We start from the raw sequence: 20,124 nt of genomic DNA, 5'->3' as shown, positions 1-20,124 counted from the left end.
GATCCATCTCACGGTCCAACGATTAAAAATGTCCTCGTCCTACCGTATTCCCTCGGCGTGCCCGGGGCACACACGGGCGCGCCAAGCGTCGCCCGCGGGGATCGCGTTGCTAGTGCCTGGCCTTGGCCTTTGCGGGCGTGCCATTGACGGGCTTGGTGCAATTGGTGTCCCAGTCGGCCGGGCCGTTTCCGCCCGCGGCGTATTCAGCCAAGGGCACCGCATCGTCGGCCCACGCGGTGAGGATCGGATCGACAATGCGCCAGCATTCCTCCGCTGTGTCTCCGCGCACAGACAGGGTCGGGTCGCCGGAGAGCACGCCGAGGAGGACTTCACCGTAGGGGAGGAGGTCCGGGGAATTGAGTTCAGCGGCCAGGGTGACGCGGTCCAGGGTGTAGAGGTCGCCGGGGCCGTTGACGTCCAGGTCCAGGGACAGCGTGTCGGGGCCGAATCCGATCCGCAGTTTCGTGGGTTCGTCGGTGCCCTTGAATCCGGTGGGCAGGTGGGAGACCGGGCGGAAGGTGATGATGGCTTCCTTGCGCGCGGTTCCCAGGGCCTTGCCGGCGCGCAGGATGAACGGAACCCCGGCCCAGCGCGAGTTGTTGATGTTCAGCGTGACCTCCGCCAGCGTCTCGGTCTTCAATGCCGGTTCCACGCCTTCCTCGCTGGCGTAGTCGGGCACCGGCCGGCCCTTCGAGGTGCCGGCGGTGTAGCGGGCGCGGCGCGTGTTTTGGGCGGGGTTGCCGGCCAGGGCTGTGGCGCGCAGCACTGAGCCGAGGTGGTCGCGCACGTCGCGTTCCTTCAGCGTCGCCGGGGCGTTCATGGTCAGCAGGCCAAGGATCTGCAAAAGGTGCGACTGGATCATGTCACGCAGCGCCCCGGCGCCGTCGTAGTACCCGGCCCGGCCTTCCAGTGCCAGCTCCTCGTCGTAGAAGATTTCCATCTTCTCCACGTGCTCACCGGTGAACAGGGGTTCGAGCAGCCGGTTGGCGAAGCGCAGGCCCAGGATGTTGAACACCGTGCCCTTGCCCAGGAAGTGGTCGACCCGGTGGATGTTTTCCTCCGGGACCAGGCGGATCAGCGTCCGGTTCAGTTCCTGCGCGGATTTCTGGTTGGAGCCAAACGGCTTTTCCATGACCAACAGCGTGGACTCGGGAAGTTCCCCCGGTTCCAGGACCTCGCAGGCCTTCTGGCTCACCGCGGGGGGAAGCGCGAAGTACAGTGCCACCGGCCCCTCAAGGGAATCGACCAGGGCGGCCAGCTCGCCGGGTTTTGTGACGTCGAGTTCGGCGAAGCGGGTGTCGGCGGCAATCTTGTCGAGTTCGGTGCCGCCCGGGGCCGTGGCCTGTTTCTTCGCCGCCGCGCAGACCTCGTTGACGCGCTGTTGCCATTTCTCCTGTGAATAGCCCGGGCCGCCGGCTCCTGCAAGCTTCAGCCCGCGGGCTCGGCCCGAGCCAACCAGCCGGGCCAGACCCGGAAGCAACAGCCTTCCGGTGAGGTCGCCGGAGGCGCCGAGGATCAATAATGTGGTTACGTGGGTACCGGTCTGGGAGCTTGAATCAGGGTTCACATCTCCAAGACTGCCATGTGTTGAAGAAAGAGCCCCATGTTATTGGTAATCTTGGATGTTGAGTCCAGCGGGTTAGACCGCGCCTAACGCCCACAACGAAAGAAGTGCACGGCACGTGTTCAATTCACTCTCCGACCGCCTGACATCCACCTTCAAGAACCTCCGCGGCAAGGGACGGCTGACCGAGGCCGATATCGACGGCACCGTTCGTGAGATCCGCCGTGCCCTGCTGGACGCCGACGTCGCCGTCACGGTGGTCCGTGCCTTCGTGGCCCATGTCAAGGAACGTGCCCTGGGCGAAGAGGTTTCGGCCTCGCTGAACCCGGGCCAGCAGATCGTCAAGATCGTCAACGAGGAACTCGTCGACATCCTGGGCGGGGAGACCCGCCGGCTGAACCTGGCCAAGGTCGCCCCCACGGTCATCATGCTCGCCGGCCTGCAGGGTGCGGGCAAGACCACCTTGGCCGGCAAGCTGGCCAAGCACCTCAAGGCCCAGGGCCACACCCCGCTGCTGGTGGCGTGTGACCTCCAGCGACCCAATGCCGTCAAGCAGCTGCAGGTCAACGGCGAACGCGCCGGGGTGCCGGTCTACGCACCGCACCCGGGCGTCTCCTCCGAGTTCGAGTCCGCCACCGGCGACCCGGTGGCAGTGGCGCGCGACGGCGTTGCCGAGGCCCGCACCAAGCTGCACGACGTGGTCATCGTCGACACCGCCGGACGCCTGGGCATCGATGCCGAAATGATGCAGCAGGCAGCTGACATCCGCGCCGCCGTCAATCCGGACGAGGTCCTCTTCGTCATTGACGCGATGATCGGCCAGGACGCTGTCAACACCGCGCAGGCTTTCAACGACGGCGTCGGAGTCACCGGCGTGGTGCTCACCAAGCTCGACGGCGACGCCCGCGGCGGTGCCGCCCTCTCGGTGGCCTCGGTCACCGGCAAGCCCGTCATGTACGCCTCCACCGGCGAGAACCTCGACGACTTCGAGATCTTCCACCCGGACCGCATGGCGTCCCGCATCCTGGACATGGGCGACATCCTCACCCTGATCGAGCAGGCCGAGCAGAACTGGGACAAGGGCGAGGCCGAGCGGATGGCGAAGAAGTTCGCCGACCGCGAGGACTTCACGCTCGATGACTTCCTGGCCCAGATGGCCCAGATCCGCAAGATGGGGTCGATGAAGAAGATCCTGGGCATGATGCCCGGATCGCAGATCTCCCGCCAGCAGCTCGAGCAGTTCGACGAGTCGCAGATCGACCGGATCGAGGCCATCGTCCGCTCCATGACCCCGCACGAGCGCGTGGCACCGAAGATCATCAACGGCTCGCGCCGCGCACGTATTGCCAAGGGCTCGGGCGTGCACGTCTCCGAGGTCAACTCGATGCTCGAGCGCTTCGGCGAGGCCCAGAAGATGATGAAGAAGCTGGCCTCCGGCGGGGCCATCCCGGGCATGCCCGGCGGGCGTCCAGGCGCCAAGAAGGGTTCCAAGGGCTCGGCCAAGAAGAAGCAGAAGTTCGGGAATCCGGCCAAGGCCGCGCAGCTGGCGGCGGCGGAGGCCAACAAGGCCAAGACTCCCTCGGGTGCGGCCTTCGGTGCCGGGCCCAAGGACTTTGACCCCTCCGAATTGAACCTGCCGAAGGGGTTTGAGAAGTTCCTTGGCAAGTAGCCCCGGGGAGCCGGATGGAGGCGTCGCGCCAGCGTGGCTGATCGCCTCCATGGCGTTCATCTTCGATGAACCCTCCGGCGTCCAGGCCCACCGACGCCTGAAGGAGACCCTGCGCGCCCGGCAAAGCATTTCCCTGCTGGCCGAACCCGTCTCCTGGGGCAAGCTCTCGGTGGTCGAGATGGTCGTGGCGGTGAACCCCGACGGTTTCATCGTCATGGCCGATGAAGCGGGGGAGATCTCCTTCGGCCAGCAGATCGAGGGATTCGCCATCGCCCTGAAACGTGGCACCGGAGCGCTTTACGCCGACTTTGACGGTGTGGATGCCGAGACCGGGGAACCTATCGCCGACGACGCGCTCGAGCACCCGACCGGAGGGCGATCGGTGCTGTTGGGCACGTTCAAGGAATCCGAGGTGGCGTTCTTTGCCGGTGCCACCAAGACGGCCTGGCAGCACTTCTCCACCGAACACGGCGACGTGGCGGTGCACCAGGGCTACATGCCCGAGATCATGTTGTCGAAGTCGACGTTCCCCGCCATCATGCTCTCGCGCCTTGGCCCGCGCTTTTCCATGGTCTTCTGGTTCGAGGGCCAGAGCCGAAAGCTCCACGGCTACCCGGGCTTCGGCCACGGCTGGTCGGTCGCTGCCGAGCCGGTGCTCGACCCCGTTCCGGGCACCAAGGCGGCCGAGGTTTCCGGCTTCCTCACCCGCGAATGGCTCGCGCCGGACCTGGAATCCATTGCCCGTCTCTCCGAATACGGCATCGGCGAGGACGTGATCACCCAGCTCAACGAGGCACTTGGCGGCAGCGGGTCGGTCGAGAAGTTGCGCGCCGTGCTGGAGATCTTTGGCCGGCCCCGCGCCCTGGCCGACTACGTCGAGGATGGCACGGTGCCGGAATCTGCGCGCCTGGTCGAGCCCCGCGGACTGGGCCCAACCGTTGCCAAGGCCATGGGCGCCGACGCGCGCGAGGCCAAGGGCATCCGCAAGTTCTTCAACATTCTTTCCTGGCGACCCCGCACGCAGGTCCTGTGGGGCGTGTTCGAGGCGGTGGTTGCCATGGCACTGGTGCTGCTCACCGACTGGCAGCAACCCTGGCTGCCATTCTGGGCCGTGGCGCTCATTGCCGCGCTCTGGGGAGTTGACGCACTGTCGAACATCGGCATCGGCACCTGGCGGCTCACCCGGGATCGTCGCTCGGGCCACTAGCAAGTACCCCCATCTCCCGGCCGGACTGCGCATCATTGGGGGCGACTCCGGGACGCGCAGTGTTTCCCTCGCCGACAGGTCATAAGCCGTCCAGTGAAGCGATTCCCTGCCCCCGATGTCAAAACCCTTGTGCCGAGGCGGAACTATTGCTTTGCTCTTATTGACAGGGTTTTCCCGGGAGCCCCAGAGCTCCGGAAGACCGCATCGTGACAGCGCCGATGGCCGCCGGGATACGTAGAGGACCCCACATGGGGCCGCTGTCTCCAACGGCGTCGCCACGCAACGACGGGCCATTCACCAATTCGCATCGAGTCCAGAGATAACCGAACCGGGGCGCGAGGAGAATCATGCGCTGTGAAAGGTCATGGGCGGCCGGGTTTCCATGGCAGACATCGCTTCCAAGGCGCGGACCTATTGGAGGAAGACCATGAACGTCAATGATTTCAGTGCCCCCTACCCACCGGAGTTCCCGATGGACCGGCAAGCAGTTCGGCCGACCGTGCAGCCGGCAATCAAGAACCAGTGGACCGATACCGCCAGGCGGACGGCGACCGGACCCGCCCCTCCGGCAGTGGGCCCCTCCGGTCCGGCCGTAGATGGGGAAGCCGGTAACTACGCGCCGGGACCGGTCGTCTCCGGGAGCGAGTCCGCGGGGCACCATGTTGCGCGGTCCCTTGGGGATGAGGGGGCCAGGTTGATCTCCACCCTCGGCGGCGAGATCCGGAACCAGACCTCCCTCCAGCAACGCCGGGTCGCCACCACGCTCCGTGAAATCAGCGACGAATTCGCGTGGATGCTGCATGACGGTTCTGCCAACGGTCTGGCCGCGAACGTCGTCGAACGGGCAACGGTGTACAGCGCAAACGCGGCTGATTGGTTGGACGGTCGGGACCCCGGCGACCTTGTTCAGGAGACCAAGCGGTTTGCGAAGCGACACCCGGCGGCATTGCTTGGAATTGCCCTGGGCGCCGGCCTGGTTGCCGGCCGTCTGACCCGGAACGCCAGCGAAGGTGTGTCCGTACGGGAGGCAAACGACGGGCGGACAGGCAGGAACCCGTTGTCCGTAGAGCGTCCATGGAATGACTCCGCGATGCAGCCGGCGAAAGGTGCGAACATTGGCGGCATCGAGCCTCGGCGCACCGAAGGCGAGCCCGATGTTGGAGGAAAGCCTTCGGGACTGCACGGCCCGGGGCCGGGATTCAGCCGACCATGAGCAGGCAACCAGCGGACGTCCAGCCCGAAGGCACCTTGGATTCGCCCCGCACCCATGGGTCGGACCGGATGCAGCGCCATGCGCTGGAGGACCGGTTCAGGGGATTCACCGAAAAATTTGATGTCATCGTCCACCAGCAGATCGGGCTGGTCAAGGGCGAGATCCGGATCCTCTACCGGACGGTGCGCAAGGGGGTGAGGCTCTATGCCGGGGCCCTCCTGGCCGGACAGTTCGCGTTCCTCTTCCTGGCATTGGCCGCCCTGGCAGGCCTGGCAACCTGGATCGGCTGGGGATACGCAGGACTTCTTCTGGCAGCGTTCTGGGTCATCATCGCCGCCGTACTCATCGGCATGGGCAGGAACGGGTTCGAAGCTTTCGATGGCTTGCCCGATGGCAACGCAACCCACCGGGAGATGCCCCCGAAAACCAGTTCCCGGCACACGGCACCGTGAAACGCGCGCCGGAGACGGAAAGGATGCGCTTGGACGATGAAGCATGACACTTCCCGGCTTCCGCCGGGGATGCCCTGGGGGACCGGGAAGGAGGTTTCGAGCGGGACATGCAAGGTAGGGGACCTGTCTCGCCTCATCCTTCCGGAACGGAAAAAAATTGGTTTACCCCCCGAAGAAGACCATGCAAAAGGAGCAACCATGGCTACGTGCGATATGTGCGGCAATGACTATGACAAGACCTTCACGCTTACCCGGAGAGGGGAGACCCGGACGTTCGACAGTTTTGAATGTGCCATCCACATGATGGCACCTGCATGCGCCCACTGCGGATGCAGGATCCTGGGCCACGGCGTGGAAAGTGAGACCGGTATTTACTGTTGTGCCCATTGCGCCCGCGAGGCGGGGCACGCGCAGGCAACCGACAGGGCCTGACAATCGCGAGGCGTTCGCTCGGCTCACGGGAGGGGCATTGGCCCCGACCGGAAAATGAAAGCCCGGAGGGCGGAGGGCGAGGCGAGAACGCGTTGCTCTCAGCCTTTCGTGGCCACTTTCCTCGGTAGTCCCGCGACGTGGGGAATGTCGCCGGACTCTTTTCGGGCTGCGGCGATTTCCGCGGCGGGGACACCGTGTTCAAGCGCCGCGCGCGTGATGGCGTCCAAGGTTTCCTGGCGTTGTCTCAGCAAGAGCCGAGCGGCCGCCACGTCTTCGCTGGCTGCTCGGATCAGGTCCAACTCATGCACGGCACTTTCCTTTCACTGGCCGCTTCAATGCGGCCTCTTATCTTCGGTCAATTCGTTCGTCAGGCAGGCTGGACAACTGGAACGCGGACAGCGTGCTGGTCGATGCTTCCGGCACATCATGGGCGGCTTGCTTCGGCACTCGTTTCGAAGGGACAGTCCGTCCTTCGGCATCCGATGGTGTCATGCCAGCCTCTTTCCGCTCATCCCAAGTCAAGCATTGGCCAGCTGGTGGATCAATGAATGGGAGTCAGATGCGCCCGTCTTCCCGTCCCGTCGCCGCATTAAGGATGGAATGCGGCGTTAGCGGCGGTTGGGTGGTCCGCACCGCCAGGAATTCCTCGCACCGGCCGCACCAGCATTCAATCTCCCAACTTGCCGGTTCGGAACTCCGATGCGGAAGGGGGACGACTTTTTCGAAGACGAGGTAGTGATCGCTTTGGCAGCTTTCACAGATGACTGCCGAACCATTTTTTGGCGGGGCTGGCGACGTAGGGACGCGCATGGCGGCCGCCGGCACGGGCAAGGAACCGTGACGTTGCGGTTCCGCAAGCAATTGGGGGGACTTCATGAACCCGATCCTCGAGTTTCGCTGAAAGACAACGGGTTCCCGGGGACTGGAGAAGCGCCGTGTGGCTGGCGGAAGAATCCGCCAGTTGAAGACCTTTTGATTATGTAGGTGAGGTGTCGCGGAGCACAAGCATTTCGACATCCACGCGTCCATGTTCGTCACACGCCCCGGGGAGGGCCGACTGAGCACACACCTCATCCAAGGACGGCGAAAGCAATAGCTGATGACGTAAAGGATTCGGGCGTTCGTGTTTAGCGGTGACCACCTGGAGCGGTACAGGGCTCACCCACGGTGTCCTTCACGCCCATCGAGCAAGAGGTCCAGCACCGCACGATCCGGCCGGTGACCGGGATTGGCAACCACGCCACGTTCAAAAAGCGCAATCACCCGAGGGTTCACGTAGGAGTCCCGGGCGACGGCGGGGGTGTTGTGCAACCAGTCGGCGGCTTCCTGGATGGCGGCGGTGACGGCTGCGGGCGACGTGGCCCCCGCCCGCTGGGCACGGCCCAAGGACACGGCCGCCACTACGGTGCCCTGCCATGTGCGAAAGTCCTTGGCGGTGAACCCATGACCGGCAACGTCGCCCAGATAAGCGTTAACCTCGGTATCCGATACTGCCGTCCATTGCTTCCGGCGACCGTTTGCCACGGCGTGGCAGATCGCCGGCCCCGAGCCGGGTGTGCGCGGCAGCGAGGAAAAATAGTCGGCCAGTAGGGGATCGCTGATCGTCACGTCCCAGGTTCCGGATGATTTGCCGGAGAAATGCAGGTGTACGGTGTGCCTCTCGGTTTCAACGTGTCGCTTGAGCAGCGTGGTCGCGCCGAAAGAACCGTTCTCCTGGGCATAGGCAACGCCGCCGATCCGAAGTCCGGCTCGGTCCATGAGCCGTACGGCAGCTGCCAGCGCCCGTCGTCTGGGGTCTTGGGTCTGCTTGAGGTCACGGGTCACAATGCGGCGGAGAACCGGGAGTCGCTGGGCGAAGGCCAGGGAACGGATGAATTTTTCGTCATCGCGCACCTCGCGCCAGCGGGCATGGTAGAGGTACTGCGTGCGTCCCGCTGCGTCCACCCCTGTTGCCTGGATGTGGGCCTTGGGGGAGGAAGCGATCCAGACCTCCGTCCAGGCCGGAGGAATCGCCAGTTGCCGGATCCGCTCGAGCAGCCGCTCCGAGCGGATCCGCCGCCCGTTGGCCGACAGGTAACTGAAGCCGCGCCCGGCAACCTGCCTGCGAATGCCCGCGGTACCGGGCGCCACGCGTTCAAGGCCATCGTGCATTTACGCGCCCTTGCGGGACTTGCTTTTTGCAGCGGGGGCATCGGCGGTCTTGGTTGTCGTGGTCTTCTTTTTCGCAGGTGCCTTCTTCTTCGCCGGCGTCTTTTTTGTGCCCGTTGCCTTCTTGCCGGTAGCGCTTTGCCCCTCCGTGCCGCCCTCGTCCTTGTCCTTGGGCTGGCCCTTCCGGGCAATGCTGCGCTTGAGCGCCTCCATCAAGTCAATGACGTCCCCGGACTCGGTCTCCTGCGTATCGGTGTCCTTCGCGCCGAAGGTCTTTTCGGTGTCAAGGGAATCGCCTTGCTTGAGCTTCTCCTCGATCAGCGTACGCAACTGGGCCTGATAGTCGTCCTCGAATTCCTCGGGAGTGAAATCGGCGCTGAATTGCTGGACGAGGGCCGCCGACATCTTCAGCTCCTGCGGACTGATCTTGCTGTCCTTCCGGGCCTCCGGGAAGTCAGCCTCGCGGACCTCGTCCCCCCAGAGCAGCCCCTGGAGCACCAAAACGTCCCCGCGCACGCGCATGGCACCCAATCGGGTCTTCTGCCGCAGCGCAAACTTCACCACCGCGGTCAGTTCGGTTTCTTCAAGGGTGCGGCGCAGCAGCGAGTAGGCCTTGGGCGATTTCGAATCGGGGGCGAGGTAGTAGCTGCGTTCGAGCATGATGGGATCAATTTGATCGCTGGGCACAAACTGAACCACCTCGATCTCCCGGCTCTTCTCCGCTGGAAGGGCTTCCATGTCCGAGCCGCTGAGCACCACCGTCCGCTCACCGTCGTCATAGGCCTTGTCGATGTGCTCGTAGTCGATCTTCTTGCCGCAGACCTCGCAGCGGCGCTGATAGCGAATTCGGCCGCCATCGGCGTCGTGCACCTGATGGAGTTGGACGTCGTGGTCCTCCGTGGCGCCATAGGCCTTGACCGGCACATTGACCAGCCCGAACGCGATGGATCCGGTCCAGATTGCTCTCATGTTCCCAGTCAAGCACCCGGGGCATTCGGTGACCAGAGAATGCGCATCCATTCCCTCCTTCTATGTCCGGTCGTCCGCGGGCTTCAGGTCGCTGGTCGCAGGGCCCTCGATCAAGATGCCCGAGGGAGTGAAGCGGGAGCCATGCAGCGGGCAGTCCCAAGAACGTTCCTCGTCGTTCCAGGTGAGGATCCCGCCCAAATGGGTGCAGACGGCCGAGACCCGACAGGTACGCCCATCCACGATTGATTCGGCGACGGGGTGGACGCCGTCATGGACCACCCTGCCATCTGTTCGTCCCGGCGCGGTTGCCTCGTCGGCGTCGGGGGCTTTTTCGGCGACGCGGGAATTGGACTCGGTCAGCGCGTGCGCCCAACCCGTCACCAGTCCCTTGGCAACACCCGCATTGAATTTGCCGGTTTCGGCCAATGCAGCGGCACCGGAGGTGCGATGGGCCAGCACCGCGCCCCAGGGGGTCTCCTCGCCCAGGATTTCGGTTGAGAGCCTCAATGCGGCTGCGACGGCGTTGGTCATGCCCCACTTGTTATATCCGGTGGCGACGTGGATCCGGCCGCCACCGCGCGGCATCGGACCGACGAACGGCACGGCATTGACTGAACGGTAGTCCTGTGCGGACCAAGCGTGCGTGCGTTCGGCCACCGCGAAGTGCTCCCTGGCCCACAGGTCCAGGTCCCGGGCAGCTGCGCGTGGGGACCCTGCGCCGACCGGGTGGCCATTGCCTCCCACCAGCAATACGGGCTTTCCGTGGCGTGTGGCAGTGCGCAGGGAACGACCTGGTTTCCCGACCGAGAGATACATGCCTTGCGGAAAGCCCCGGCCGTCGGGGGCACCGGTGTAGGCAGCCAGGTAAGACCGGGAAGGTTCCAGTTTGGCGAAGAATCCACCCCTGTCCAAGACAGGGGTGCCGGTGGCGATGATCAGCGTGTCGGCGAACAGCAATCCTTGATTGGTGGTGATCTCCAGGGGTGCGGAATTGCCCGCGCCGGTGAGACGGGTGTCCTCAAAGACCTTGACTCCGCGGGCGCGGACGTCGTTGCATAGGGCCGTCAACACGTCCACGGGGTCGAACTGGGCCTGGTCGCGCAGGACGAGGGCTCCGGCAATCGCGTACGGCAGCCCGATATCCGGATCCTCCAGGGTGTCGATTTGCAGTCCGGCTTCACTGCTGGCCTGCGCCTCCTTTTCGAGTTGTTCGCGGCCCGAGGCATCGACTGCATAGGTGAAGGCATCACGGGATTGGTGCGGTACCCCGACCTCGTCAAGATACCGCAATAGCCAGGACTGTCCCTCCTTGTTCCCTTCCATATAGGCATGTGCGACTTCCGCAGGGAAATTCTTGCGGATTTCCTGCATCGTGGTGCCTTGAAGCAGACTCAGCTTCGCCGTGGTGTGCCCGGAGGTCCCGGCGCCCACGAATCGGGACTCGATCACTGCCACGCGCAATCCGGCCCTGCTAAGAAGCAGCGAGCTAACCAGACCGGTGAGGCCGGCCCCGGCCACCACCGCGTCGTAGTGCCCGTCGGGTACGAAGAGGTCTGTTGCAATGCCAGGTCGAGGATCTAGCCATATCGAGTCCATGGTGTGCTCCTTGGGTTGCTTCTGCGGTTTTTTGTGGTGTCAGCGTCACTGGAGTGTTTCCCTCCAGCTACTGGGGACGCCTATTCTTCGGGTCATTTTCCAGCAAGGCACCGAAAGCTTGGCCGCTGACTCGACCTGGGTGAAAAGCGGATCGCAGTCCGGCCCCCGTCCTGCGTTGTTGCCATGTGCGATCCATCCCTTGCGCTTCGGGTTCTCCCCAAACAGGAGCTTGAATTGGCAAAGCTGGCGGGCCAACCAATCCGTCAGGGGTCTTGTCCAGCAAAGTTCCGGGGATAGCGGATTGACTGATAAGGCCAGCATCTCGATCCCGCTCTCGTGGTCTTTGCTTCCCCGTTCGCGATCCGTCCCACCCTTCTGCATACCTGACATAGAGATCAGCAGATTGTTTGACCATTCGTTCAAGATCGACGAGCGAATCCAGCATCGGGACATCCACTGGTTTGCTTTCTCGCTGGCCCTGCCATGGGCTTGGATGGATCGCTGGCATATGGATCCAACGCGTGATGGCGTGCTCGATATCGAGGGAGGGTCGAAGGACCACTCGTCTGCGTCGTTCGCCTGTGTGGTTCACTCTGTTAGCGCCGATGTGCCAAGACGGCTGCCGTGGGACGTCTTCTCGAAACGCGGAGATTGCGCGTGATGTCCGGCTCATGGGAGCAATTACGGACTGCTCATCAGCAAACGGTCCCTTTATTGGCAATCGCGGTCGTCGGACCTCATCCTTCCGTGACTGTGCAAAACCGAATTCGGTTATGACTCTCCTGGATCTGGCGTTCTGCGCCATGCTTCGCCCCTTGCACGTCGGCGGGAAAAACATCGTAGTCATTCCGGGCGACCCAGGGTTCCCTGACCAAGCCCGGCAGTTGCATTGGTTTCGACGGTGCCCAGTCCTCGATCACGGGACCGTCGCCCGCTAGCTAGTATTCGCCGCGCAGGCGGCTCTGAGCTCTGCTAACCGAGCCATATGACGGTCCCATGGTCGGGCTGTGTAGTTCGACTCTAATGGCACTCTTGCCATGCAAGGAAGGAATTTACACGTTGCCCGGAACATTCAATATCGACGTATTTATCGAATCGCGTGGAAGGCATCTCCAGTATCGGAATATTACGGGGTTGAATCACCTGGCGGACCTTCGGTGCAACCGGAATTGAAGGCGATGGAAGGTTTTTACGGTTCAAAAGCCACCTCGGCGAGTGGCCAAAAACGGGTTGTCACGTCGGTGCTGGTTTATTACATTAGGTCTCGTCATCCCGCTCGTATAGGGGTCGAAGATACAAAAGGAGAAGAATCATGGCAGATGAATACAACTCCGGACAGTTCGGAAACCAAGACGAAAACGAGAACCAAGATCTGATCGGCGGGGAGGCCGATGCTGGCAGCTTCGGCAACGGACAAAGCACGGATGGCTCGGAAATGGTCAGTGATTTAGGCGGCGATGGCGGCGGCCAGGAGTCCGGCGGGTTCGGCGGCGGCCAAGAGTCCGGTGGGTTCGGTGGCGGCGATGGCGGCGGCCAGGAGTCCGGTGGGTTCGGTGGCGGCGACGGCGGCGGCCAGGAGTCCGGTGGGTTCGGTGGCGGCGACGGCGGCGGCCAGGAGTCCGGTGGGTTCGGTGGCGGCGATGGCGGTGGCCAGGAGTCCGGTGGGTTCGGCGGCGGCGACGGCGAACCCCTCGAGTCCGAGCAGCTCGGCGACCGTACCGGTAGCAGTGAAGACGAGACACTTGGCGAATTCGGCAACGAGGATCGTTAAGTATCAAGCGTGTGTCCAATAGAGGACGAGAACGCCTTCAGTGGTCGCTGTTCTTCGGAACGGCGACCACTGTCGCTTGGTTAGGGTAGGTGTCTTTCGGTTGAGCGTCAACACTCCAAGAGCCCGTTGTTCCGATTGTTCAATTGACATCGGAAACTCAGCATTCATCTCACGCTACTAGGTGGGGACGCAACTGCACTTCCCGCACTCGGCCGCCCATTAGTTGAAACTGCCGCGCGAGAGGGGCGGCTGCGATTCACGAGCCTTTGACGGGTTGCCGGAGTATGTGGATTTTCGTTCATTGGAGTAGCTTCAAAACGGATTCGATCGATCTGAACCGAAGCAGACCGACAACGTGATAATAGACGTCGCACGGGCGATGTCGTGGACGTCCAGTTCGAGGCAATCGACCTTACTCATTCCCATAGGATCATTCCCACAGGACCCAAACTCACGGCCAAAAAAAATCATGCGCTCCCAGTTGCCTGCCCTTGCAGTATTCCGGCACTGTGGAGTCCCTGTGGCTCCTCCCTGTATTGAAGACGCGAGGTCCGCCCGAGTCGATGAAAAGTAGTCGCGATCGGTCCTCCGTACGTCAATTGACGATGGATGATTCAAGGTGCCACGTTTCCCATCCGGCGACCTGTACGGCAACGCTGGGCCTGGAGTCCAGTCGAAGGCCAGTTTCCGCTCTATACACCCTCTACGGTTATTGACGACTCAACCTCAAAGCAAGGGCAACGACCGTCCTCAAGGCTGTTTCTGACGGCCGCTCCGAAGCGCCGCGACAGAGATCCCAACAATTTTCATGGGGTCGATGTCAAAAAGGTTGTGTCCGCGCGATTCTCTTGTTTTGCTGATTTGTATCGCGGATCCTTTAGCAGCGGGGATCCAGCGTTTAGGTTCGGCATGGAAAGTTTCCTCTCTTGATCCTGAGCAAAGCGCGAACATTCAGGAAGCCGAAATACTGAGAACAAGTCAAGTTCATTGATTCGCATACGCGCCAAGGACCCGGTGCGATGCACGCACGGTGTCCCGCCACACAGGCTGCGGGTCACGAAATCCGACGAATACTGCCCTACGGGGCGTGGATCAATTGGAGGTCAACCAATGAGTGAGAATGATTTCAACGCCGCATACCCGCCAGAGGGAAACATGGGCGACGCAGGTCGTGTGCCCCCACCGAAGACGGGAGGACACAACGTCCAAGCGCATCGGAATGACCCGGTTTCCGAGCCGTTCGAGACGGGCGATCCCATTGTGCCGCCGGAACCACTTCTGCCTCCCGATCTAGGTGGACCCAGTACCGCCGGCGGCGACGCGAAAGTCTCCGGCGCCCCTGTGGTGGGCGCTCCTCAGCCGGGTTCCACGTCCGGGAAAAGCCAAGAAGCCAAGGTACAGGCTCGCGAACTGGCCGAAGACGGCAAGGAATCCGCCAGGCACGTAGGCCAGGCAGCCAAACGAGAGGCGGAGTCTGTACTCGACGACGCGAAAAAGCAGACCAGCAACCTGCTGGATGAACTTGGCTCGGACGTGAAGGCCCAGACCGCCGTCGCGCAGGAAAAAGTTTCCACGAACCTGCGCCAGATCAGCGATGAACTTCGCTCCATGGTGCAGTCCTCGGACGCCTCGGGTACGGCATCAAACCTCGTGGCCCAAGCGGCCCGGTATAGCGGCGACGCCGCGCAGTGGCTTGGAAACAAGGAGCCGGGCGACATCCTCCACGAAGTCAAGGACTTTGCCCGACGTCGTCCCGGGGCCTTTTTGGGCATCGCACTTGGTGCAGGATTGCTCGCCGGCAGAATCACCCGAAACGCCGGAAGCGGTCCAGATGCCTCCGAAAAGTCCCGGGCCTCAACGGCGCAAATTCCCGAAATGGGCGAACCACGGGACGTAAGTCCTCTTCCGCCAACGGTTAACCAAACCATGGGTTCAGGTGCCATCGGCGGCACAGGCATCGACCCGGGGGTGGAGTACTACCCGCCCACGGGTCGACGGAGCGAACAGGGGTTCAGCGGATCATGAGCGAATTCCCGACAAATACCGGTGCCCATCAGGCCGGCGCTCCGCCGAACGCGGAAACCACCAATGCTGCCGCGGACCTGTCGTTGGGAGACCTCTTCAGTGACCTGACACAGAACGTCTCGAACCTGGTACGCCAGGAAACCGAACTTGCCAAGGCCGAACTACGGGCTTCGGCCCGATCTGCAAGTAAGGGGGCGGGGCTCTACGGAGGCGCAGGAGTTGCAGGTCACTTCGTCCTGCTTTTCCTGTCCATAGCGGCCATGGTCGGGATCGCGAACTGGGTCGGCTACGGCTGGTCCGCCGTCATCGTTGCGGTGGTATGGGCCATTGTCGCCGCGGTCATGGCAAGCGTTGCCAAGAAGCAATTCAAAGAGGTGAAGGGGCTTCCCCAGACCGCCGAAACCATCAAGGACATCCCGCCAGCATTCAACCCCAAGGAGGAAACCCCATGAGCAGGGAGCCCGAAGAGATTCGTGATGACATTGAGCGTACCCGCGGAAACCTCAGTGAGGACGTGGACGCCATTGCCGACAAGGTCAGTCCCTCGAGTATTGCCCACCGGCAAAGCGAGCGGATCAAGGGTTCGGTACGTCGGGCCAAGGACGCGGTGATGGGCAGCGTTGAAACCGCGGGGGAAGATGCGAGCGGCATGTTGCATAATGCCCCGGACACCATGGTCTCCAAGACCCGTGGGAACCCGCTGGCAGCGGGGCTCATCGCCTTTGGTGCCGGACTTCTCGTCTCTTCCCTCATACCGGGTAGCGACCAGGAACGCGAGATGGTTCATACGCTAAAGGAGAAAGCGGAGCCATTGACCGATGAACTGTCCGCGGCTGCCAAGACCATCGCCGAGGACATGAAGGAACCGGCAACCGAGGCCGTGGAGAACCTGAAGTCCTCCGCTCGCGAATCGGCCGATACACTCCGGACGGAGACGGCCGACGAAGCCAGCCACCTGAAGGACCACGCCGGCGGAGCCGCGGCGAATGTGTCGGACTCGGGCGGAACGACGGGCGCAACACCGCGCACCACCACGGATGGCGGGGCAGCTTTCCCCGATCCGCCACGCACGAGCGGCGGATTCCAGTAGCGCAAGGCGTTGTGCCGCGGGACCGGGGGATCCCGGCCCCGCGGCACACTGCTGTGCGCCTCGTTCCCGCGCCCATCGATCGAATCGGGCTGTGACGGCCTGCTTCGCCGAACCCCGGGGCGATCTCTCTAGCCGCTGCGGCCACAAACACACACCAATTGAATCCACCACGCTTCGGGAGGAAACCATGAAGGCATTGACCTGGCAGGGAAAACGAAAGATCGAGTTCACGGAGGTGCCCGATCCGTGCATTGAAGAGCCCGGGGACATCATCATAAAAGTAACATCGAGCGCAATCTGCGGATCCGACCTCCACCTCTACGAATTGTTGGGACCGTACATGCACGCCGGCGATGTTGTGGGTCACGAACCCATGGGCATTGTCGAGGAAATCGGGTCGTCGGTTTCCAGGGTGAAGGTCGGGGACCGGGTGGTCATACCCTTCAATATCTCCTGCGGCAGCTGCTGGATGTGTGACCGCGGACTGCAGTCGCAGTGCGAGGTCACCCAGGTGCGGTCCCACAACAAGGGGGCTGCATTCTTTGGTTACTCGGAACTTTATGGCCGGGTGCCCGGAGGACAAGCGGAATACCTACGTGTTCCCCATGCCGATTACGGCGCGATCGTGGTCGGAAAGGAACTGCCCGACCACCGCTACCTCTTCCTTTCCGACATCCTGCCCACCGCTTGGCAGGGCGTGGCCTACGCCGATGTCCCGCAAGGGGGGACCCTGGCGGTCTTCGGGCTAGGACCAGTGGGCCAGCTTGCCGCACGCATCGGCACGCACCTGGGCCAAAGGGTGATTGGAGTGGACCCCGTGCCCGAACGCCGGGCCATGGCCGAACGCCACGGCATCGAGACCATGGACTTTGGCAAACACATTGCCAAGGAACTATTGGATGCGACGGGCCGGGGACCGGACGCAGTGCTGGATGCGGTGGGGATGGAAGCCCACGACTCCCCGGGAGCCCAGGTGTTGCAACAGGCCACCGGTCTGCTACCGGACAAGATTGCGAAGCTGGCCCTTGAAAAGGTCTCGGTTGATCGCACCGCAGTGCTTCACGCGGCCGTGGCCTCGGTGCGCCGGGGCGGCACGATTTCCCTCAGTGGCGTGTATTCCGGGGCGGCTACTCCCATGCCCATGTTGGAGATGTTCGACAAGCAGATCCAGTTGCGTCAGGGGCAATGCAATGTCCGGCATTGGACCGAGGAGCTACTTCCCTTGGCCGAGGACACAACGGACCCCTTAGGTTTGGATGATCTGGTGACACACACGGTGCCCCTGGACCGTGGCCCTGAACTCTATGAGACATTCCAGAAGAAGCAGGACGGCTGCATCAAGGTCGTGTTGCAGCCCTGATCGGGGGAATGGGGAAGGGGAACCGGACGTGTTGTCCGTGATCCCCTTCCCATTCCTTTGCCCGCCGGGCTACGTGTTCCTTCGTTCGTTTGCGTCAGGATCCTCGCCCCGTGCCGTGGCTTCCATACGAAGATCCTTGCCCTCCTGTATGTCCTGCTCCTCGCGTTTCCGTAGCTTGTCGCTGGCCTTGGTGTCGCGAGGCGGCAATTGAAGTGATGCCTCGGCCTCTATGCCGCCTTGCAATTCGCGAGCCCGTTCTGCTTCACTGTCGAAGATGGCGCCGAAGAGCAACGACAGATTGGCAATCCAGATCCACAGCAGCATCACGATGACTCCGCCAATGGTTCCGTAGGTCTTGTTGTAATTGCCGAAGTTCGAGACGTAAAAGAAGAAGCCCAAGGTTGCGATCGCCAGAATGAGCAAGGCAATTGCCGAGCCGGGACTGAGCCAGTGGAACTTTGGTTGCTTGACGTTGGGCGTGCCGTAATAGAGCACCGCTATCAGGACTATGGCGAAAAGCACCAGCACCGGCCACTTGGCAATGTTCCAGATACTGACCGTGGTTTCGCCTAAACCGACGGCGTCGCCGATGGTTTGGGCCAGCGGTCCGGAAATGACGAGCAGTATCGCCATGCCGGCGGTCATGAGGAGCAGTACGAGGGTCAGCAACAGCAACAGCGGTTTCAGTTTATAGAACGGGCGTCCCTCTTCCACGTCGTAAATACGATTCATCGCCCGCCCGAAGGCTCCGACGTAGCCGGAAGCACTCCAGAGTGCACCCAGGAGACCGGCGATCAATGCCAGTCCGGCCGATGGCGTACTGGCGAGCTGTTCGATGGGCTGGCGCAAGGTATTTGCGACTTCGGGGCTCGCAATGCCTTCAAGCACCTGCATCATCGTCTGAGTGGTGCTTTCGGCTTGTCCCACGACGCCGAGCAATGAAACCAAGGCAAGGAGGGCAGGGAAAAGCGAAAGCATTGCAAAGTAGGTCAAGGCGGCGGCGAGGTCAGTGCATTTTTCACGCGAGAATTCCCTGATGGACCGGGTGAAGATGTACTTCCACGATGTCCCATTCAAATCCGTGGGACTTTCCGGCTTCCGTTTGTCGTCGGGAGCGGGAGCCGACCTGCCCTTGGCTGCGGTATCGGCTGCTGATCCGCTGTGGCTGTTGGATCCCTTGGGGCTGCGCATAGAACACCTCGGCAATCTATTGTCTTCCGTGGATATTTTCCTGCTTGCCAAAAGTTAAACACGACCCCTCGGACGGAGCAACGATTTTGACATTCGTTGGAACCAACACACGGCAAAGTTTCGTTCAGTCCATCTTTCGATCGACCATCAACTAGTCCGCCACCTGGGACTGTAACCGGGACCCAGGGTCCGATGGCCGGGCGCGGTGCCCGTGTCTGTCATCCAGGGCGATGGGCCACCGCGCCCACGGTCTCGTCGAGCCGGGTCCAGGGTCCGGCGGGATCTTGAATTGCCCGCGGTGCACATGCAGGGGGGCGGGCTGAGACTTCCATGACCAGGTCCCCGCGTGATTGCCGGAGTCACGACAGGGAAAGAATGCGAAACGTGACCACCGTAACGACTACACACGGCATGCGAGAGATCACTTTAGGCCATAAGATTGGTACTTACGGTTAAGCAAAGAGCCGTTGGCATGCCTTTCGGGATCCAACCCCTAGCGAATGCCCCCAGACGTACCGGAATCCCGGTCTTTTCCATGGGGCATGGACGCGTTCGATCCCAGGCACAACGGAAACGGCAAATTGAACGTGGCCAGTAACACGACCGCACATCCCGACGCAGCTGAATCGTCCATCAGCGACTATCTCCAAGGCTTGATTCTGGAGAGCAAAAACATTGAAGAGTTCCTCAATGGCCTCGCTAGCCATGCCGCACGTATTCTCTCCAACCACGATGACCAAGTCTTGTGTGGAATCACCCTTCTGCGAGACCGGAAGGCCGCAACCGTTGCCAGCAGCAGTGATCACGCTCGGCAAATGGACGAAATCCAATACAGTTTCGGCGACGGTCCGTGTATGACCGCAGCCCGAGACCAATTGACGATCGAGATCCCGGACCTCGATGCCGAACTACGGTGGCCTGAATACGCAGCGGCCGTGCGCCAGTATGGGATTTGCTCGGTATTGGCCGTGCCCTTCGATCTCGAGGACGACGCAAAAGCGGCGTTGAACCTGTACTCGGCGACACCTGAAAGGTTCGATGCGGAGGCCGTGGAGGCCGCCAAGAGGTACACCGAGCAAGTCAACAAGGTCTTGCGACTCGGATTGCGCCTCGCGCGCCTCGTTGAGACTGCCGCCCATCTACGGTCGGCGCTGGAATCACGAACCATCATTGACCTTGCCGTTGGTATCATCATGGCCCAAAACCGATGCAGCCAGGAAACCGCGGTGGAAATTCTCAAGTCGGCGTCAAATGGGCGCAATCTCAAGCTGCGTGACATTGCGGACACCCTGGTGCGGTCCATTAGCAGGGAAGAGACCCACACGCATTTCGACTGAGGCATGTCGCTTGCGTGGTATTTGAGTGGGCCTGTTTCGTCGGCAACATGGCCTGCCGACGGAGCAGGCCCAGCAGTGCACCATCCCTGGTTCTCGCGGT

Annotated in this window: 17 protein-coding genes; 10 read left to right on the top strand and 7 right to left on the bottom strand. The window is 62.3% G+C overall.

What is annotated here, in order from left to right; genetic code table 11:
* Positions 1–109: 109 nt before the first annotated feature.
* Positions 110–1,567: a glucose-6-phosphate dehydrogenase gene (locus OIU93_RS09030; RefSeq protein WP_264269754.1), complete on the bottom strand. Its 1,458-nt coding sequence runs from the start codon at positions 1,565–1,567 to the stop codon at positions 110–112.
* Positions 1,568–1,682: 115 nt separating this feature from the next.
* On the opposite strand from OIU93_RS09030, the gene ffh reads away from it, so the two are divergent.
* The 4 genes from ffh (at position 1,683) to OIU93_RS09010 (ending at position 6,105) form a co-directional block, all read left to right on the top strand.
* The gene (ffh, locus tag OIU93_RS09025) at positions 1,683–3,233 is read left to right on the top strand and encodes a signal recognition particle protein (protein WP_264269753.1); all 1,551 of its coding nucleotides are present in this window, start codon (positions 1,683–1,685) and stop codon (positions 3,231–3,233) included.
* Positions 3,223–4,440: a hypothetical protein gene (locus OIU93_RS09020; protein WP_264269752.1), complete on the top strand. Its 1,218-nt coding sequence runs from the start codon at positions 3,223–3,225 to the stop codon at positions 4,438–4,440. Before ffh ends, OIU93_RS09020 begins: the two co-directional genes overlap by 11 nt.
* 694 nt (positions 4,441–5,134) lie before the next feature.
* Positions 5,135–5,653 carry a hypothetical protein gene (locus OIU93_RS09015; RefSeq protein ID WP_264269751.1) on the top strand — a complete coding sequence of 173 codons (519 nt, stop codon included), beginning with the start codon at positions 5,135–5,137 and terminating at the stop codon, positions 5,651–5,653.
* On the top strand, positions 5,650–6,105 hold the full coding sequence (locus OIU93_RS09010; RefSeq protein ID WP_264269750.1) for a phage holin family protein: 456 nt from the start codon (positions 5,650–5,652) through the stop codon (positions 6,103–6,105). Before OIU93_RS09015 ends, OIU93_RS09010 begins: the two co-directional genes overlap by 4 nt.
* 530 nt (positions 6,106–6,635) lie before the next feature.
* Here OIU93_RS09010 and OIU93_RS09005 read toward each other — a convergent pair.
* From OIU93_RS09005 to OIU93_RS08985, 5 genes are all read right to left on the bottom strand, one after another.
* Positions 6,636–6,845 carry a hypothetical protein gene (locus OIU93_RS09005; RefSeq protein WP_264269748.1) on the bottom strand — a complete coding sequence of 70 codons (210 nt, stop codon included), beginning with the start codon at positions 6,843–6,845 and terminating at the stop codon, positions 6,636–6,638.
* An 850-nt stretch (positions 6,846–7,695) separates the two neighbouring features.
* Entirely contained in the window at positions 7,696–8,688 is a 993-nt protein-coding gene (locus OIU93_RS09000; protein WP_264269747.1) for a DNA topoisomerase IB, read from the bottom strand.
* Positions 8,689–9,654, bottom strand: coding sequence for a Ku protein (locus tag OIU93_RS08995; protein ID WP_264269746.1), 966 nt, complete (start codon positions 9,652–9,654; stop codon positions 8,689–8,691).
* A gap of 60 nt (positions 9,655–9,714) precedes the next feature.
* Positions 9,715–11,250 carry an FAD-dependent oxidoreductase gene (locus tag OIU93_RS08990; protein ID WP_264269745.1) on the bottom strand — a complete coding sequence of 512 codons (1,536 nt, stop codon included), beginning with the start codon at positions 11,248–11,250 and terminating at the stop codon, positions 9,715–9,717.
* Between the two features lie 45 nt (positions 11,251–11,295).
* Complete coding sequence (locus OIU93_RS08985; RefSeq protein ID WP_372342898.1) at positions 11,296–11,631, bottom strand: DUF6098 family protein; 336 nt, start codon at positions 11,629–11,631, stop codon at positions 11,296–11,298.
* A 931-nt stretch (positions 11,632–12,562) separates the two neighbouring features.
* Here OIU93_RS08985 and OIU93_RS08980 point away from each other — a divergent pair.
* The 5 genes from OIU93_RS08980 (at position 12,563) to OIU93_RS08960 (ending at position 17,496) form a co-directional block, all read left to right on the top strand.
* Positions 12,563–13,021, top strand: a complete 459-nt coding sequence (locus tag OIU93_RS08980; protein WP_264269744.1) for a hypothetical protein — start codon at positions 12,563–12,565, stop codon at positions 13,019–13,021.
* A gap of 1,110 nt (positions 13,022–14,131) precedes the next feature.
* On the top strand, positions 14,132–15,046 hold the full coding sequence (locus OIU93_RS08975; RefSeq protein ID WP_264269743.1) for a hypothetical protein: 915 nt from the start codon (positions 14,132–14,134) through the stop codon (positions 15,044–15,046).
* Positions 15,043–15,498 (top strand): phage holin family protein, encoded by a 456-nt coding sequence (locus OIU93_RS08970; RefSeq protein WP_264269742.1) that lies wholly within the window; start codon positions 15,043–15,045, stop codon positions 15,496–15,498. Before OIU93_RS08975 ends, OIU93_RS08970 begins: the two co-directional genes overlap by 4 nt.
* Positions 15,495–16,136 carry a DUF3618 domain-containing protein gene (locus tag OIU93_RS08965; RefSeq protein ID WP_264269741.1) on the top strand — a complete coding sequence of 214 codons (642 nt, stop codon included), beginning with the start codon at positions 15,495–15,497 and terminating at the stop codon, positions 16,134–16,136. The genes OIU93_RS08970 and OIU93_RS08965 overlap by 4 nt, the downstream gene beginning before the upstream one ends.
* Positions 16,137–16,323: 187 nt before the next feature.
* Positions 16,324–17,496: an alcohol dehydrogenase catalytic domain-containing protein gene (locus OIU93_RS08960; protein WP_264269740.1), complete on the top strand. Its 1,173-nt coding sequence runs from the start codon at positions 16,324–16,326 to the stop codon at positions 17,494–17,496.
* A gap of 69 nt (positions 17,497–17,565) precedes the next feature.
* Here OIU93_RS08960 and OIU93_RS08955 read toward each other — a convergent pair whose 3' ends face one another.
* Positions 17,566–18,687, bottom strand: a complete 1,122-nt coding sequence (locus tag OIU93_RS08955) for a YihY/virulence factor BrkB family protein (RefSeq protein WP_264269739.1) — start codon at positions 18,685–18,687, stop codon at positions 17,566–17,568.
* Positions 18,688–19,229: 542 nt separating this feature from the next.
* Between OIU93_RS08955 and OIU93_RS08950 the strand changes: the two genes are divergently transcribed.
* Positions 19,230–20,024 carry a GAF and ANTAR domain-containing protein gene (locus tag OIU93_RS08950; protein WP_264269738.1) on the top strand — a complete coding sequence of 265 codons (795 nt, stop codon included), beginning with the start codon at positions 19,230–19,232 and terminating at the stop codon, positions 20,022–20,024.
* Positions 20,025–20,124 lie beyond the last annotated feature (100 nt).

Source organism: Paeniglutamicibacter sp. ZC-3, from assembly GCF_025847175.2.
In the GTDB taxonomy this organism is placed as follows: domain Bacteria; phylum Actinomycetota; class Actinomycetes; order Actinomycetales; family Micrococcaceae; genus Paeniglutamicibacter; species Paeniglutamicibacter sulfureus.
This window is presented reverse-complemented; position numbering and strand designations above follow the sequence as displayed.

Coding starts and splice junctions, on each gene's coding strand:
- OIU93_RS09010 (WP_264269750.1), top strand. CDS start 5,650: ATGAGCAGGCAACCAGCGGACGTCCAGCCCGAAGGCACCTTGGATTCG.
- OIU93_RS09000 (WP_264269747.1), bottom strand. CDS start 8,688: ATGCACGATGGCCTTGAACGCGTGGCGCCCGGTACCGCGGGCATTCGC.
- OIU93_RS08995 (WP_264269746.1), bottom strand. CDS start 9,654: ATGAGAGCAATCTGGACCGGATCCATCGCGTTCGGGCTGGTCAATGTG.
- OIU93_RS08990 (WP_264269745.1), bottom strand. CDS start 11,250: ATGGACTCGATATGGCTAGATCCTCGACCTGGCATTGCAACAGACCTC.
- OIU93_RS08985 (WP_372342898.1), bottom strand. CDS start 11,631: ATGCAGAAGGGTGGGACGGATCGCGAACGGGGAAGCAAAGACCACGAG.
- OIU93_RS08980 (WP_264269744.1), top strand. CDS start 12,563: ATGGCAGATGAATACAACTCCGGACAGTTCGGAAACCAAGACGAAAAC.
- OIU93_RS08975 (WP_264269743.1), top strand. CDS start 14,132: ATGAGTGAGAATGATTTCAACGCCGCATACCCGCCAGAGGGAAACATG.
- OIU93_RS08970 (WP_264269742.1), top strand. CDS start 15,043: ATGAGCGAATTCCCGACAAATACCGGTGCCCATCAGGCCGGCGCTCCG.
- OIU93_RS08965 (WP_264269741.1), top strand. CDS start 15,495: ATGAGCAGGGAGCCCGAAGAGATTCGTGATGACATTGAGCGTACCCGC.
- OIU93_RS08960 (WP_264269740.1), top strand. CDS start 16,324: ATGAAGGCATTGACCTGGCAGGGAAAACGAAAGATCGAGTTCACGGAG.
- OIU93_RS08955 (WP_264269739.1), bottom strand. CDS start 18,687: ATGCGCAGCCCCAAGGGATCCAACAGCCACAGCGGATCAGCAGCCGAT.
- OIU93_RS08950 (WP_264269738.1), top strand. CDS start 19,230: ATGGACGCGTTCGATCCCAGGCACAACGGAAACGGCAAATTGAACGTG.